The sequence below is a fragment of the Vibrio sp. SALL6 genome (assembly GCF_002002385.1).
In the GTDB taxonomy this organism is placed as follows: Bacteria; Pseudomonadota; Gammaproteobacteria; order Enterobacterales; family Vibrionaceae; genus Vibrio; species Vibrio parahaemolyticus.
Genome location: NZ_MQVK01000031.1, coordinates 1 through 14520 on the forward strand (window position 1 = coordinate 1; position 14520 = coordinate 14520).

At 44.4% G+C, this 14520-nt stretch carries 13 protein-coding genes; 2 read left to right on the forward strand and 11 right to left on the reverse strand.

Annotated elements, in window-relative coordinates; genetic code table 11:
* Positions 1 to 23 precede the first annotated feature (23 nt).
* On the reverse strand, positions 24 to 596 hold the full coding sequence (locus BIW15_RS19120; RefSeq protein ID WP_077281466.1) for a hypothetical protein: 573 nt from the start codon (positions 594 to 596) through the stop codon (positions 24 to 26).
* Positions 597 to 753: 157 nt separating this feature from the next.
* Positions 754 to 1395 (reverse strand): hypothetical protein, encoded by a 642-nt coding sequence (locus BIW15_RS19125; RefSeq protein ID WP_025795258.1) that lies wholly within the window; start codon positions 1393 to 1395, stop codon positions 754 to 756.
* Positions 1396 to 2198: 803 nt separating this feature from the next.
* Here BIW15_RS19125 and BIW15_RS19140 point away from each other — a divergent pair.
* On the forward strand, positions 2199 to 3161 hold the full coding sequence (locus tag BIW15_RS19140; RefSeq protein WP_077281517.1) for an integron integrase: 963 nt from the start codon (positions 2199 to 2201) through the stop codon (positions 3159 to 3161).
* A 50-nt stretch (positions 3162 to 3211) separates the two neighbouring features.
* Here BIW15_RS19140 and BIW15_RS19145 read toward each other — a convergent pair whose 3' ends face one another.
* The 8 genes from BIW15_RS19145 to BIW15_RS19180 form a co-directional block, all read right to left on the reverse strand.
* A complete protein-coding gene (locus BIW15_RS19145) occupies positions 3212 to 3685 on the reverse strand; it encodes a DUF2947 domain-containing protein (protein WP_025441687.1) in 474 nt (157 codons plus the stop codon).
* Positions 3686 to 3698: 13 nt separating this feature from the next.
* Positions 3699 to 4286 carry an HD domain-containing protein gene (locus tag BIW15_RS19150; protein WP_005458832.1) on the reverse strand — a complete coding sequence of 196 codons (588 nt, stop codon included), beginning with the start codon at positions 4284 to 4286 and terminating at the stop codon, positions 3699 to 3701.
* Position 4287: 1 nt separating this feature from the next.
* Positions 4288 to 4872, reverse strand: a complete 585-nt coding sequence (rimJ, locus tag BIW15_RS19155; protein ID WP_005458831.1) for a ribosomal protein S5-alanine N-acetyltransferase — start codon at positions 4870 to 4872, stop codon at positions 4288 to 4290.
* A 36-nt stretch (positions 4873 to 4908) separates the two neighbouring features.
* Positions 4909 to 6453, reverse strand: a complete 1545-nt coding sequence (tyrR, locus tag BIW15_RS19160) for a transcriptional regulator TyrR (RefSeq protein WP_025572249.1) — start codon at positions 6451 to 6453, stop codon at positions 4909 to 4911.
* A 100-nt stretch (positions 6454 to 6553) separates the two neighbouring features.
* Entirely contained in the window at positions 6554 to 7594 is a 1041-nt protein-coding gene (locus tag BIW15_RS19165; RefSeq protein ID WP_069535772.1) for a YcjF family protein, read from the reverse strand.
* Positions 7591 to 8967 carry a YcjX family protein gene (locus BIW15_RS19170; RefSeq protein WP_015296940.1) on the reverse strand — a complete coding sequence of 459 codons (1377 nt, stop codon included), beginning with the start codon at positions 8965 to 8967 and terminating at the stop codon, positions 7591 to 7593. Before BIW15_RS19170 ends, BIW15_RS19165 begins: the two co-directional genes overlap by 4 nt.
* Before the next feature lie 211 nt (positions 8968 to 9178).
* Positions 9179 to 9364, reverse strand: a complete 186-nt coding sequence (locus tag BIW15_RS19175) for a hypothetical protein (protein ID WP_005458825.1) — start codon at positions 9362 to 9364, stop codon at positions 9179 to 9181.
* 173 nt (positions 9365 to 9537) lie between these two features.
* Positions 9538 to 11055, reverse strand: coding sequence for a fumarate hydratase (locus tag BIW15_RS19180; RefSeq protein ID WP_005376905.1), 1518 nt, complete (start codon positions 11053 to 11055; stop codon positions 9538 to 9540).
* A 271-nt stretch (positions 11056 to 11326) separates the two neighbouring features.
* Here BIW15_RS19180 and pabB point away from each other — a divergent pair, with 271 nt between their 5' ends.
* Complete coding sequence (pabB, locus tag BIW15_RS19185) at positions 11327 to 12691, forward strand: aminodeoxychorismate synthase component I (protein WP_077281468.1); 1365 nt, start codon at positions 11327 to 11329, stop codon at positions 12689 to 12691.
* A gap of 127 nt (positions 12692 to 12818) precedes the next feature.
* Here pabB and BIW15_RS19190 read toward each other — a convergent pair whose 3' ends face one another.
* Positions 12819 to 14519, reverse strand: a complete 1701-nt coding sequence (locus BIW15_RS19190; protein WP_005458818.1) for an ATP-binding protein — start codon at positions 14517 to 14519, stop codon at positions 12819 to 12821.
* Position 14520: the final 1 nt, after the last annotated feature.

A 14520-nucleotide genomic window follows, 5' to 3' on the forward strand; every position in this document is an offset into this window, starting at 1 on the left:
CTCTTGAACAGTTTGTTAAGTGCCTAGAACTCATGCCAAGCAGTATCAAACTCCTTCTTAAATTCAACCTTCAAATTCGACTTGAGACCGTACACAAATACTTTGTTACTCGTCTGTACCGTAATGATGTATAAACAATCCGGATTCGCTTCTAGTTTCAAATTACTTTTACGAGGTCCCTTAGAAAACTGAACAACCTGTAAGCGTACATCGAGATCTTGAAAAGGAACATCTTGGCTACTTAACTCATTAATTACCCAACAAATCGCCGCATCTTCACTAACCCTAGTTGGATTACATTTTTCAATTAGCGAGGATAATTTTTTACCGATCGAAATCCACGCTTCAAGGTTTTTGTTAATCTTGTCGCCAAGCATAAAAACGCCAGCAACAGATGAAGCCGATACAACCGTCCAATCTAGGCTATCAAAAAACTCAACAAGAATTGCAGGGAAATCCGCACCATGCCCCGTGTCTACATGGTGTAATTGCAGGCTTTCATCATACTCTCGAAGCCATCCTTCAAGCTCGTTCAAGTACTGATTTTCATCCCAGTTATCAGAATCATAATATGGGTCACCAAAAATAAGCTGCATTACAATATTATCCTCATAGCTGACAAGGCACTTAACGCCGCATTAAGGTGTGAGTAACGCAACCACGAAATCCAACCATACCACCGTAAACACTGAACTCAACGATGGAATGAAAAATGCCAAGCGTTATGAATCACTCTTAAATGCTTTGTTAGCACTATTGATGAGTGTTTAGCTTAAGTAATTGTTCTGATAGATTGTCAAGGTAAACTCTCTTTGTCTCTATCTCTGATTCAATAGCTGATATTTCCCCCAACTGAGAACTGGCTAATTCACAGATATTTCCCAAGTTTTTTTCCTGTTTATCACATTCAGCTTGTCTGTAATTGTATTCTTTCTTTATCCTTAACAATGTCTTGTGCAGGACTGATAACTCATTGGCAACTGAAGTTTCCTGTTTTTTAAGTGTTCGCAGATAGCTAACAAAGCTCTTGTAAGCTTCACTAGTTTTATTCCCATAAGAGTCTGAAATATCGAGTGACTTCTTACATGAACTGAGCGACATTTCGAGCTCATTTACTCTACTTTTTAATAAGTTCTCTTTGATGACATAGATTTCCTTGTACTCTTTCAGTCGTTCATTTGTTCTTTTATCGCTAATTTGAGTAATATCTGTAATGGTTGTTTGAAGTGTACTTATCTGTTGCTGTAGAGCTACGTTTTTACTTGTCGTAAACGTAACCTCCCTTTCCATGTCCTGAATAACGAGAAAATAAATAGCTGAGGAAACAACTGTAGCTGTACCTATGGCTAAAGTAACACTGTAACCTAGTATATGATTCTTAACCTGTTCTAACATACAAACCCTTTTTGATTACTGTGTAGTTTCATAGTGCTAACGCCCAGTTAAGGGGTGAAGCACGCAATAACGATGTTACTGCATGGCACTTCAACACCGAAACCAACGCATACCAAAAGTGCCACGCGTGCTGAATCCCACTTGAACTGTTTGTTAGCACGCTGCCCTTTAAGCCTTTGGCGCACGCCAAGGCATTGAAATATAGCACGAAATTTATGACTAAAAACACTGAAACCAAACTGGCAGCTGCCAAACAGAAAACTAACTTCAAGACGTAAGTTGGCTAGAAGAAAAACATGCTTAACTGCCCTTTTTCACCGCTTTCAAATTAGCAAAGAATACGGGCTTCGAACTTGAACAACAGCGACAAAGAAACGCTTGTTTTGCCGAAAATTTCTCAGCGCCAAAGAAACAACACCAGAGAAGTAGCCCGAAAGTTAGAAACCGTAAACGATAAACTCACAGCGAAAACTTCACATCTAGTGCCACCGGAACGGACGTGAAAGGCACATTTGATCAGGTGTAAAGTTAGGAAAAGAGACCAATAAACACAGAAACTTTTAACCTTTGATCCCAATCCAGTGCTAACGCTTTCTATACCGCAAATAGCGGCCTTTCTCGCACGCTACCGCCTTCTTTCCTGACAAAAGAAAAGTAAATCCTAGCACTTACCTTCATGAAACAAATAGAAAAGTAGTATGAATATGTGTGTTTGAACACGCAATTAGACGGCAAAAAGCATGATAACTGGGCCAGTATTGATAAATTACAACACCTGTATAAATAAACAGCCTTATAATATTATGAAAAGTCAGTTTCTGCTAAGTGTAAAAGAGCATATGCTTACTCGCCATTATGCCAACAAAACTATCGAGAGTTACCTATTCTGGATAAAGCGCTTTATCGTATTCCACCAGCTTGCTCATCCATCGAAGTTATCTGAAGACGACGTTATTCGATTTCTCAGCCACCTCGCTATCGATGAAAAAGTTGCAGTCAAAACTCAAGCATTGGCGCTGAATGCTATTTCGTTTTTATATCGAGACTTTTTTAAAACCCCGCTTTCCCTGGATATGAGGTTCCAAAAATCACTGACGGAAAAGAAGCTCCCTGTTGTTTTGACTCGTGATGAAGTCCGCAAGTTTGTGCAACATATCGATCCGAGATATAGGCTTCACATCCAACTCCTATACGGTTCTGGGCTTCGAATTATGGAATGCCTTAGACTAAGAATCCAAGACATAGATTATGACTATGGTGCAGTGAGAGTCTGGCAAGGGAAAGGTGGAAAAAACCGTACGGTCACATTGGCGAAAGAGCTCCATGAGCCGCTAAAATCGCAGATGAACTTAGCAAGAAACTACTACTTCAAGGACCGGCATGTACCCGGATACGCAGGTGTTTACATCTCTGAAGGTTTACGCCGTAAATATCCGAATGCAGAACTAGATTTCAATTGGCACTTTTTGTTTCCATCCAATAAGTTAAGTGTCGACAAAGAGACAGGGCAACTGCGAAGACATCATATAAATGAAAGCGCTATTCAAAGAGCGGTAAAGCGCTCCGCGCTCGATGCAAGCATAGAAAAAACTGTCACCTGTCACACGTTAAGACATAGCTTTGCAACGCATTTATTGGAATCTGGTGCCGATATTAGAACAGTGCAAGAGCAGCTTGGCCACACCGATGTAAAGACCACACAAATATATACCCACGTGATTGAGAGAGGTGCAGGCGGAGTCCTAAGCCCTTTATCAAGTCTTTAAAAAAACAAAAGCCACCTGGTTGGTGGCTAGTATCATGAGCGGGTGATGAGTTAGTGACGCTCACCAAGTTTAACCATTCCTTTTGAGTCAAACCACAGTGCTTGCGAGCGGCGACGACCAATAAGAATAGGACCATCATCATAGAACAAAAAGTTCTTCCAATGCTTTTTAAAAATCGACCATTTTGTTTCTATGACATTGTACTTTTCGTAACAGAAATATACGGTCACATCATCTTGCCAATCGATATGTGCATTAACTTCTTGTGGCATTTCAGGCTCATCCGATTCCCATGCAGCCATCCAATCTACAGATTCTAACCAATTTGATTCACTCATCGGCCAATCTTGTGAGCTTAGGCGGTCCATATCAGGGCTTTGCGCGCTAATGTTCTCTTTCCAAAATTGCGCAGAACGAGCTTGGCTCATCGGCTTGATAAATGCCAAATCTTCTTCTGGCACTGGCATCGACTGATGCGTAAAAATCCATTTTCTTTGGTATTCATCCAAAGGCAAATAAGACATTCAGTCTCCTTTATTACGATTTCAGCCAACCTTTCTCTGTGGCTTCTTCAATCAACTCTTTCGCTTTGTCCCACAAGGTAACAGAGCCAAATTCAATTCGTTTATTAATGGTAAGCGCCTGTTCACGCGTTACACTATTCTCTTTCCAACTTTGACCATTGTTATGGTAGTTCAAGAGCATCGGAATTAAACGATCAAGCGCTTTTGCATATTTTGCATCATCACTCTGCGCGGCTTCAAATTCTTGCCAAAGCGCTAATAATTCTTGCCCTTGATCTGTTGGTAACATACCAAATAAGCGTTCAGCGGCTTTTATTTCTTTTTCTGCTTGCTCTTTTGAAGCTGCAGTATCATAAACAAACGTGTCGCCTGCGTCGATCTCAACAACGTCATGTATCAATAGCATTTTCATCACTCGACAGATATCGACTGGCGCATTTGCGTGCTCTTCCATTAAGACTGCCATCAATGCGACGTGCCAACTGTGCTCACCGCTGTTTTCAAGACGACCTTCGGCGCTTTTCACCCGAGTACGACGCAATACGCTTTTGAGCTTATCAAGTTCAATGAGTAATGCTAACTGCTTTTCTAATCGAACCATATTAGCGCCCTTCTTGCTGCCAATGAGGGTTAGTTAATGATGTCAGCACATGGTCTTGCCATTCACCATTGATCAAAAGGTAATCTTTTGCGTAACCTTCTTTGCTAAACCCGACAAACTCTAGCACAGCTTCACTGCGTTTGTTATGAGGCATATAGCCGGCTTGGATACGATGCATTTTTTGCACGTTAAACATGTAGTCGCATGCCATTTTTAACCCACGACGCATATAGCCGTGACCTTGTGCCTCTTCCGCCAAGGAATAGCCAACGTTACAGCTATAAAATGGAAAACGACTCATACTGCTGAATGAAATCGTTCCTAGCATGCGCCCTGTATCAACATGAATTAGCAAGCAATAGTAGCCAAGCCCCATGCGATGGAGCTCATTCAACTTAATCAGTTTTTGGAGCCAACCATTAACAGAGAAAAACGCCTCTTCTCGCTTTGGTTCAAATGGCTTCAAATAATCGCGATTAGATTGAAAATACGCCGCGATCATATCGGCATCACCGATTTCAGCGGTTCGTAGAAGCAAGTCGCCGTCCAACTTGTGAACGGCGATTGATGAACTATGATCTTCCATTACAAACGACAACTTCCCTTTTCTTGATTACTCGCGTTAATTCTTACGAATCCCATAGTCACGTAACTTATTCGCAATAGACGTATGCGATACGTTCAAACGCTTCGCTAACTTACGGCTTGACGGGAACGACTGGTACAAACGCTCCAACACCTGGGATTCATAATCACGCATGATCTCGTCCAAAGAACCATCAATATTAAGCGTTGCACTGCCCCCGCCAACTGACTGCGGCTGTGGCAAATTAAAATGTTCGGCTTTCAGTAAATGACCATCCATTTCTGTTAGCGCTCGCAACACCATATTATCTAGCTGACGCATGTTACCCGGCCATTGGTAGCTGGCCAGAGCATCAACCAAACCGTCATCCAGCCCCGGCTTATCGATACCCAGCTGCTGCGCGTGTTTTGTCACGAACAAATCTAGCAAAGGTGCCACATCATTCGAGCGCTTGCGCAGTGGAGGAATGCTTAGCGTCAGTACATTGAGGCGATAATACAAATCTTCACGGAACATACCCGCTTCAGAAAGCTCAGCAAGGTTATGTTTTGTCGAAGCAATAATGCGAACATCTACATGCATTTCATCTTCTGCACCAACACGACGGAAGTTACCATCTTGTAGAAAACGAAGAAGTTTGATTTGCAGATGAGCACTCATCTCACCAATTTCATCAAGAAATACCGTACCGCCATTTGCCTGTTCAAAAATACCTTTGTGGCCTTGTTCGTGATTGAATGAACCCGGCGCATGACCAAACAGCTCGGTTTCTGCAACGTCATCTGGCATGGATGCACAGCTCAACACAAGGAATGGTTTACTCGCACGGCTTGAACGACTATGACAGGCTTTTGCGAGCATTTCTTTGCCAGTACCTGTTTCACCTTCGATTAGTAGCGGTTGATCCAGAACAGAAAGCTTCTTAGCCTGATTAATCAAGGCTTTATGTCGGTTTGATATTCCTACGAAGTGCTCAAAACCCAATGGATTATGCAACGGTAGTCTTTCTTCGATTTGCGTGCCGTGCTGGCTTGTTCGAATCGTCATCAAAGTGCTTGCAAGCGTAGAATTCTGCGCTTCGTCTCTGATATAGACAGGCATGAGCTCTAAGATGTAATCCAACCCATCAATGACTAGGTTTTCACGAGTACGAGCGTTCACGCCTTCAGACCAACGAGAGAAACGGACGCTTGGTAATAGCGCACCAATCTGAGTGCCAATGACTTCTTGTTTATGCAGGCCGAGTAGCGACAAAGCAGACATGTTCGCCATATCGACAGCACCTTTGAGGTCGATTGCAAAAACCGGGTCCGGCAAATTATCAACCAACGAAAGCAGCTCAGTGTTGTGGCGCTCCATTGGCATAAATTGGATTTTACGTACGTCTTTAACCCCCGGAATACGGCGGATTTCAGCCATCAACTCACTAAAAGTATCAAAATCAATATCTGGGCAATTTAAATAGATGATGCCACTGATATCGATTTCAATACCACGTAAGTCGATACTTTTAGACGCTAAAATATCGAGCAGTTCTCGGGTAAGACCGAGTCTATCTTCACATAAGACTTCAAGACGCACTGAAAATATCCCAATTCACAACTGTCAGGAAAAGTTGACAGTAGTTTCTATCAAGCTTGTATTGGCGTCAAGCAATCCTATCGGTCAAAGGTGATATTCGTTATGGTTTCATAGTGATTGATGCAACTTTAGCCACCACGGCTTTGCGGATAGTCCCGAGTTTGACTTGGCGATCAGGATACCAAGGAAGCGGACGCAGTAAGGCCATTGCTTTCAATCCTAAACGCGCAGTAAGAATCCCCACGCCGAGCCCCTGCCCTGCACGAGCAGATACTTTGCCAGCAAGATCCATCGACATCAAATCCATACCAGCGTCAATGGCTAACTCACTTGCGCCTGCCGCTGCCATATTGACGAATACCGCTCTCAATAGCTTGATGCGCGAAGCATAACCTAATTCAACGCCATACACTTTGGATAAGTTATCGATCATTTTGAAGTTTCGCCACGCCACCAGCAACATATCAGCGGCGGCGAGTGGACTTACCGCAACTAACGCAGCAGACTCAGTCGCGTGCTGAGAAACCACTTTTGTAGCGAGCTTGTCTTGTTGACTAACGACCATAGAATCGTACATATCGAGGATTTCCGCATCACTGTGTGCTGGGTTAATGCTGTTCTGCCAGCGATCAAAGCCTGGGTTTTCTGCTAATACACCACTCTGTTCCGCCACCTTTTCGCAAAACACCTTGCCTTTACCCACACTGTCACTGTGAACGAGCAGTTCGGCTTCTTCTTGAATGCTGAAATGATTTCTTAATTTACGTAGCTTCCAGAGTTCTTTACCGATAGCACCTAGGCCCAATGAAGCCACTGCAGTAATGAAACCCGCCCAACCTAATGCTAGCCAGTCAGCTGTTTGCACCGCAGTGACAAATGAGTCTACAGCCTGCCACCCGACCAATCCGGCAAAAGTAGCAAACACGCCGGTTGCGAGCCATTTTCTGCCCGGCCTAGGACGAATCACGTGTTCAAGTTGCAGTTCTTGTTCGGTTTCAATTCGATCTTCTTCTATCTTTACTGGTACAAAAGTTTCTTTTTCACTGAATGTCTTTTGCGCCGTTAACTCTGGTGAATCCGATTGCTGCTCTTTCTCTAGTGCTTTATCAGAGAAAATTTGTTTCTGCTTCAATTCACTCATTTCAATTTGTCTCCTAGCAGATAATCCAGTGCTTTATCTAGACGTATGTGTTTCATCGGTTCATCACTTGCTGACGGCATAGGGCGGAAGGAAGTAAAGTCGAAACCACTGTTTTGCCAATAGGCAGCATTGGGTAGCTTCTTCGGCACCTCTCCTGGGAACATCGTCATTGCCTCACCGTTTAAGGTCGTCCCTTGTAACGCAGAAATGGTTTTGTCGCCTGAGGTAATAAACCCAGAAGTGGTCGCTTGGATGGAAGCAATGCTCATACAACTCATTTCAATGTTCTCATAAGCAGCGGTTTGCCATGCTGGGTGCACCATTTGTTGCAGTAGAGAAACAAGATGCGGATGCTGATCTGGTGTCACGTGATCGGCCTTGGTGGCGGCAAATAGCACTTTGTCTATTTTTGGCGAGAACAAACGACGTAAAAAGCTACTGCGACCATAACGAAAGCTGTGCATTATCTGCTCAAGAGCCTGACGCATATCATAAAACGCCTCGTCGCCAGCATTAAGTGGCTGTAAACAATCCACCAGCACAATTTGGCGGTCAAATGTTGCAAAATGGTGCTTATAAAACGCTTTCACGACTTTTTGCTGATATTCATGAAAACGCGCTTCTAACATGGCTAAATTGCTGCCTTTAGGCGCTTTGCTTTCCGGTTCAAATCGACAAGGAAAGAACTGCAACACCGGTGCACCAGCAAGCTCTCCTGGTAACACAAATCGTCCTGGCTGAACCCAGTGCAGCCCAGCATCTTTACAAGCATGGAGATAATCCGTGTAAGCGTGAGCCACTTTCTCTAGCTGTTTTTCATCTGCATCCGCATTGAGCTCGATCTGTTCGAGCTCTGCAAGCCATGCTTGAGCTAACTCTTTGCGTTTGCCTTTCAGCGCGTCAAACTGCGTTTGAGACCAACTCAAAAAATTCATATCGAGCAAAGGCAAGTCCAATAGCCATTCACCCGGATAGTCGATGATGTCAACATTGAGAACCGCCGTTTTACTGAGCAGCTTCTTGGTCGTTTTCTTTGGTTTGTATTTTAAAGCTAGGCGAATTTCGCTCACATCACGCGTTGGCACTGGCCATTGTGGTGGGTTCGCATGAATCTGGCTCATCGCCTCGTCGTAAGCAAAGCGAGGCACCATCATATTGGTTTGAGGTTCACGCTTTGCACCAATAAGGCGTTTGTCTCTCGCGGCGGTCAATAAAGGTAGATTGTCGTGAGTGGCGGTGTGAAGCAACTGATTAACCAAAGACGTGATAAAGGCCGTTTTACCCGCTCGGGATAACCCTGTTACCGCAATTCTTACATTAGAATCCATACCACGGCTGATAAAGTCGTTCACTTCTTGCTTTATTCTTTTCATAGTTTTTATTTATCTCACCAGTTTTTATACCCAACGCTTCAATAGAAGTAACTTGAGTATCACGAGTCTAAGTTTACCAACCTTAATCAAAGATGAACAAAATCTGCAATCGAGTGCTGACCTCGATAAGTGTAAAATATTGCTGCCTATAAACGGAAAAGCCTCTGAATCACTTCAGAGGCTTATATATTCTAACTAGCGGCTTGATGTTCTAATCTTCTTCAATCAGCTTGTAGATAACAAAGAGTGCGATTTCAAGAACAAACCAAAGCACACAAGTGATGGTGACGTATTTCTCATCAAAAATACTGATACCGTGAAGAATCAAGTCGTAGCCAACAAAGCCACCAACCACTACAGCAAGAATAATTTGTAGAATCTGAATAAAACGAGGCATGCCGTCTCCTAATTATTGTTCGCATAACGTTTGATTGCTATGCCCTAAGGTTTATATCTACATTATATAGACAAAAAGTGCAGTTTTCGCTGCACTTTTGTCAAATGTTTGCTAGGTAAATCAGCACCTTGTCACATTCTCTCTACTGAGACAATGTAAGATTACCGTTTACCTTACGCTTCCATCTCTTGAATTTTCACTTTCCAAGTGTCTGGACCGATTTGGTGCGCGTTAACACCATTTGAGTCGACAGCCACTGTTACTGGCATATCTTCAACTTCAAATTCGTAAATCGCTTCCATACCTAAATCTTCAAATGCAACAACGCGAGCTTTCTTGATCGCTTTCGCTACAAGGTAGGCCGCGCCACCAACAGCCATTAGGTAAACCGCTTTGTGATTCTTGATAGATTCAACCGTTGCAGGGCCACGCTCAGCTTTACCGATCATGCCCATGATGCCGGTTTTTTCTAACATCATATCGGTGAATTTATCCATACGCGTTGATGTTGTTGGGCCAGCAGGACCAACGACCTCATCACCAACTGCATCGACAGGACCTACGTAGTAAATGAACTTACCGTTTAAATCTACGCCTTCTGGTAGACCTTCGCCATTATCTAGCATGCCTTGAATACGTTTATGCGCAGCATCACGACCAGTCAGAATTTTACCTGATAGAAGAACAGTTTCGCCTGTCTTCCACTCTTGTACTTCTTCTTTAGTGATCGTGTCTAAGTTTACGCGACGCGTATTTTCGCCAGCTTCCCAAGTAATGTCTGGCCAATCTTCTAGTTTAGGTGGCGTTAGCTCTGCTGGGCCGCTGCCATCAAGCGTGAAGTGTACGTGACGAGTCGCCGCACAGTTCGGGATCAAACAAACAGGCTTAGAAGCCGCGTGCGTTGGCGCAGTTTTGATCTTAACGTCGACAACAGTCGTCAAACCGCCAAGGCCTTGCGCGCCGATACCAAGTTTGTTCACGCGATTGAAGATATCAAGACGAAGCTCTTCTTCTGCGTTTTGTGGACCACGGTCGATAAGCTCTTGAATATCGATGTGTTCCATTAGAGATTCTTTTGCCAATACTGCTGCTTTTTCAGCCGTACCGCCAATACCAATGCCAAGCATGCCTGGTGGACACCAGCCCGCGCCCATTGTTGGTAGCGTTTTCTCTACCCACTCAGCAATATCGTCAGATGGGTTTAGCATCACCATCTTAGTTTTGTTTTCACTACCGCCTCCCTTCGCTGCGATCTGAATTTCAACTTTATCGCCCGGTACCATGTTGATGTGTACGACAGCAGGCGTGTTGTCTTTGGTATTAATACGTTTACCGGCAGGATCCATAAGTACTGACGCACGCAACGGGTTATCTGGGTTCGTATACGCTTGTCGGACACCTTCATCTACCATCTGCTGAACCGTCATGTCGGTTGAGTCCCATTGCACGCCCATACCGATGTTGACGAAACACGTCACGATGCCAGTATCCTGACAAATTGGTCGGTGACCTTCTGCTGACATTCGGGAGTTAATTAGGATCTGAGCAATCGCGTCTTTCGCGGCTTGACTCTCTTCGCGGTGATAGGCTTTTTCAAGAGCTTGAACAAAGTCTAGCGGGTGGTAGTAAGAAATATACTGTAGCGCATCAGCGACACTGCTGATTACATCCTGCTTGCGTATTACCGTCATTACATGCCTCGTTATAGTTATGCTTCCATTATTGGCTTGGCTTCAATCGTGTTTGTTGAGCTTATTGCTCTTTTGAGCTTCGTTTTTTTATAAACAATTGTCGAACGGCTGATATCGACACACGAAACGCTGAAGTCGCCTACTTGTAAACCATCTCAAAACCCTATGAATAGAGGGAGTTTGGCTATACAGAGGAATATGATACTCTTGCTGCCCATGACATGCCATGCAGTGAACGATCTCTTTGTCACAAATTACACAAATGAACAACATGGACAATCAATTCATTGATTTTAAAGCGCTGGAATACGCACCAGAGTTTGCTCTTCACCTCTTTTCTCGCATTCAACACCAGCCTTGGGCGATGTTGCTGCGTTCTGCATCAAAAACGCATATCGATAGTCGCTTTGATGTGTTGGTTGCCAACCCAATTGCAACGTTAGAAACCATTGCCGACAGCACACAAGTTGAAACGCCATCGAATGCCTATTCAACTCAAGATGACCCATTCACGCTGCTTCATCAGTTGCAAGAACAGTGGCTTCCTCACGTTGAGTTAAATAAAGAATTGGATTTGCCTTTTGTCGGCGGAGCGCTCGGTTACTTCAGTTACGATTTAGGTCGACGCGTAGAAACAATGCCAGAACAGGCCGAAAAGGATCTCAACACGCCTGATATGGCGGTAGGTCTGTATGAATGGGCCGTCGTTGTTGACCACAAACTTAAAAAAGCATGCTTAGTCGGTCAGAACATCGAGCAAGCTTGGCAATGGTTAGACAAGCAAGAAGCGGAGCAAAACGTAGACTTCGCTCTGTCTGGCGATTGGCAGTCAAACATGACGAAAGAGAGCTACGCCACTCGCTTTGACAAGGTGCAAGAATACTTGTTGAGCGGTGACTGCTATCAGATCAATTTGGCGCAACGCTTTAACGCACCGTATCAAGGCAGCGAGTGGCAAGCGTATCTGAAATTGGAGTCCGCCAACCAAGCGCCATTCTCAGCGTTTATCCGCATGCCTGAGTCTTCGATTTTGAGTATCTCTCCAGAGCGATTTTTAGAACTCAAAGATCGCGTCATTGAAACGAAACCAATCAAAGGTACTCGCCCACGCAGCGAAGATCCAAAGCAAGATAACGCTAATGCCCATGACTTGCAGACAGCAGAAAAAGATCAGGCAGAAAACCTGATGATTGTCGATTTGCTGCGTAATGACATTGGTCGAGTTGCATCACCGGGTAGCGTTCACGTGCCAAAGCTGTTTGATATTGAAAGCTTCCCTGCCGTGCATCATTTGGTGAGCACCATTCGTGCGAATTTGGACGAGCAATATTCTCCTGCAGATTTGCTACGAGCGTGCTTCCCGGGCGGTTCAATTACCGGCGCACCTAAAGTTCGCGCAATGCAGATCATTGAAGAGTTAGAGCCACATCGACGCAGCGCGTATTGCGGCAGTATTGGCTACATTTCTCGCCATGGTCGTATGGATACCAGCATCACCATCCGTACTCTCGTCGCGGAAAATCACAAACTGTACGCTTGGGCTGGCGGCGGCGTCGTTGCAGATAGCGATTGTGCCTCTGAATATCAAGAAACGTTGGATAAGCTTTCAAAAATTTTGCCAGCGCTGCAATCGTAGGTTTCGGACGAAAACAAGTCAAAACGCCTCCAGTACGGAGGCGTTTTTGTGAGCGTTGTTTGTATGCCCTTTAGCCGTTAGCCGTTAGCCGTTAGCCAATAAGCATCCGTTTTTTAAGAGGCAGCGTCTACTGCTCGAGCCACTTACACATAATCTGTTCAATATCGGTTGCGGTGTACGGCTTAGTGAGGATATCGTCCATGCCTGAATCAATGCACTTTTGACGTTCTTCAATCGTTGTGCCTGCTGTTAAGGCGATGATTGGACGGTCGAAGCCTTTTTGTCGCAAGTGAGCCGTTGCTTCGTAACCATCCATTTCCGGCATTCGACAATCCATAAATATCAATTCGTAATCTTTGTTTTTAACCGCTTCTAGCGCTTCCAAACCATTGGCTTTTAAATCAGGAGTAATGTCGAGCTTTTTCAGCATCTGCGTCACAATGACTTGGTTCATTCGGATATCATCCACCACCAATATCGAGCGCCCAGCTAAGTCGCTTCGTTCGACAACAGCCAACTCACCCGACGCTGCGCCTTGAGCTTGCCCCTCTTTTAAAGGGATGGAGACTTTAAAGGTTGTACCTTTGCGCTCTTCACTTTCGAAACTGATCTCACCTTGCATTAAATCCACGAGGTTCTTACAAATCGCTAAGCCCAAACCTGAGCCTTCAAAACTGCGTTTTGCCGAGCGGTCAACTTGTACAAAAGGGTCAAACAACGAACTTTGCGCCGCTAACGGTATCCCAATTCCGGTATCTTCCACCTCAAAAAACGCAGTGCCGTTTACCCACTCGACTCGCAAGACCACGCCGCCCAAATGGGTAAATTTGATCGCGTTCCCAATCAAATTAACTAAGATTTGGGTGATTCGTTCTAAATCGCCAATCAGAAACTCCGGAATGCCTAACTTCTTGTCGATAGAAAAATGAATGCGCTTCTCTGCCGCTTTCGCCGCAAATACGCCCGTAATGGCTTTTTCGAGATCATCCCATGCAAAAACCTTGTCGATAATTTCCATCATGCCAGCATTCATCTTGCTGAAATCGAGCAAGTCGTTGATGATGACGCGAAGTAAATCGCCCGACTGAATCAAATTACCGAGATATTGCCGTTGATCTTCTCCCAACTGAGTTTTGCTTAACAGCTCTGCGCTGCCGAGTACGCCATTAAGTGGCGTTCTTAACTCGTGATTAATCATTGCGACAAACTCTTTCGTCGCTTTTTCTGACTCTTCCGCTCGCTTTCTTAACTCGACTTCACGTTCAAGGCTGAGATGACGGCTGATCACGCCGTGAACCAAATCAGAAACCAGTTCCATTTGTTTGGAGATAAAAGCTTGCTCAATTTGTTCCAGCGACACAGAAAATATCAATTCGCCAACGACTCGCTCATCAATGATGATGGGTAAATGTAGCGCCTCATTCTGCCAATTGGGTGTTCGAGCGATAGGTTTGTCACTTTTTAGATCCAAATGCCCGAAATGATGACGACGTAAAGAAGTGAGTTGGACAGGATCAAGGTATAAATACGAAGCGGTAATAACGGAATTGGACGTCAGTTGCTCAAGAAAACTGGCAATCATTGTCTCGTCGAAAGTGCTGGAAAGGAATGTCCGTCCAAACCGAATAAGCGTGGCATCAATTTTTTCTTCAAACTCAAACTTGCGCAGATCGCTTTCCGATCGAAGTTCTAGCTTCTTTAACGCGACACTCAATTTTTGCGTCGATTCGTAGAGCTCATAACTTTTTTGCTCTAAAAGCAGTTCTGCCGCCTTTCTTGAGGCGATTTCTCGTTTGAGTTTCCTTTCTAATGAGGAGTTACCCGTCATA

What these genes read in the sequence shown, in the direction of transcription:
- BIW15_RS19120 (WP_077281466.1), bottom strand. Translation starts at nt 596, where the DNA reads ATGCAGCTTATTTTTGGTGACCCATATTATGATTCTGATAACTGGGAT.
- BIW15_RS19125 (WP_025795258.1), bottom strand. Translation starts at nt 1,395, where the DNA reads ATGTTAGAACAGGTTAAGAATCATATACTAGGTTACAGTGTTACTTTA.
- BIW15_RS19140 (WP_077281517.1), top strand. Translation starts at nt 2,199, where the DNA reads ATGAAAAGTCAGTTTCTGCTAAGTGTAAAAGAGCATATGCTTACTCGC.
- BIW15_RS19145 (WP_025441687.1), bottom strand. Translation starts at nt 3,685, where the DNA reads ATGTCTTATTTGCCTTTGGATGAATACCAAAGAAAATGGATTTTTACG.
- BIW15_RS19150 (WP_005458832.1), bottom strand. Translation starts at nt 4,286, where the DNA reads ATGGTTCGATTAGAAAAGCAGTTAGCATTACTCATTGAACTTGATAAG.
- rimJ (WP_005458831.1), bottom strand. Translation starts at nt 4,872, where the DNA reads ATGGAAGATCATAGTTCATCAATCGCCGTTCACAAGTTGGACGGCGAC.
- BIW15_RS19165 (WP_069535772.1), bottom strand. Translation starts at nt 7,594, where the DNA reads ATGAGTGAATTGAAGCAGAAACAAATTTTCTCTGATAAAGCACTAGAG.
- BIW15_RS19170 (WP_015296940.1), bottom strand. Translation starts at nt 8,967, where the DNA reads ATGAAAAGAATAAAGCAAGAAGTGAACGACTTTATCAGCCGTGGTATG.
- BIW15_RS19175 (WP_005458825.1), bottom strand. Translation starts at nt 9,364, where the DNA reads ATGCCTCGTTTTATTCAGATTCTACAAATTATTCTTGCTGTAGTGGTT.
- BIW15_RS19180 (WP_005376905.1), bottom strand. Translation starts at nt 11,055, where the DNA reads ATGACGGTAATACGCAAGCAGGATGTAATCAGCAGTGTCGCTGATGCG.
- pabB (WP_077281468.1), top strand. Translation starts at nt 11,327, where the DNA reads ATGGACAATCAATTCATTGATTTTAAAGCGCTGGAATACGCACCAGAG.
- BIW15_RS19190 (WP_005458818.1), bottom strand. Translation starts at nt 14,519, where the DNA reads ATGACGGGTAACTCCTCATTAGAAAGGAAACTCAAACGAGAAATCGCC.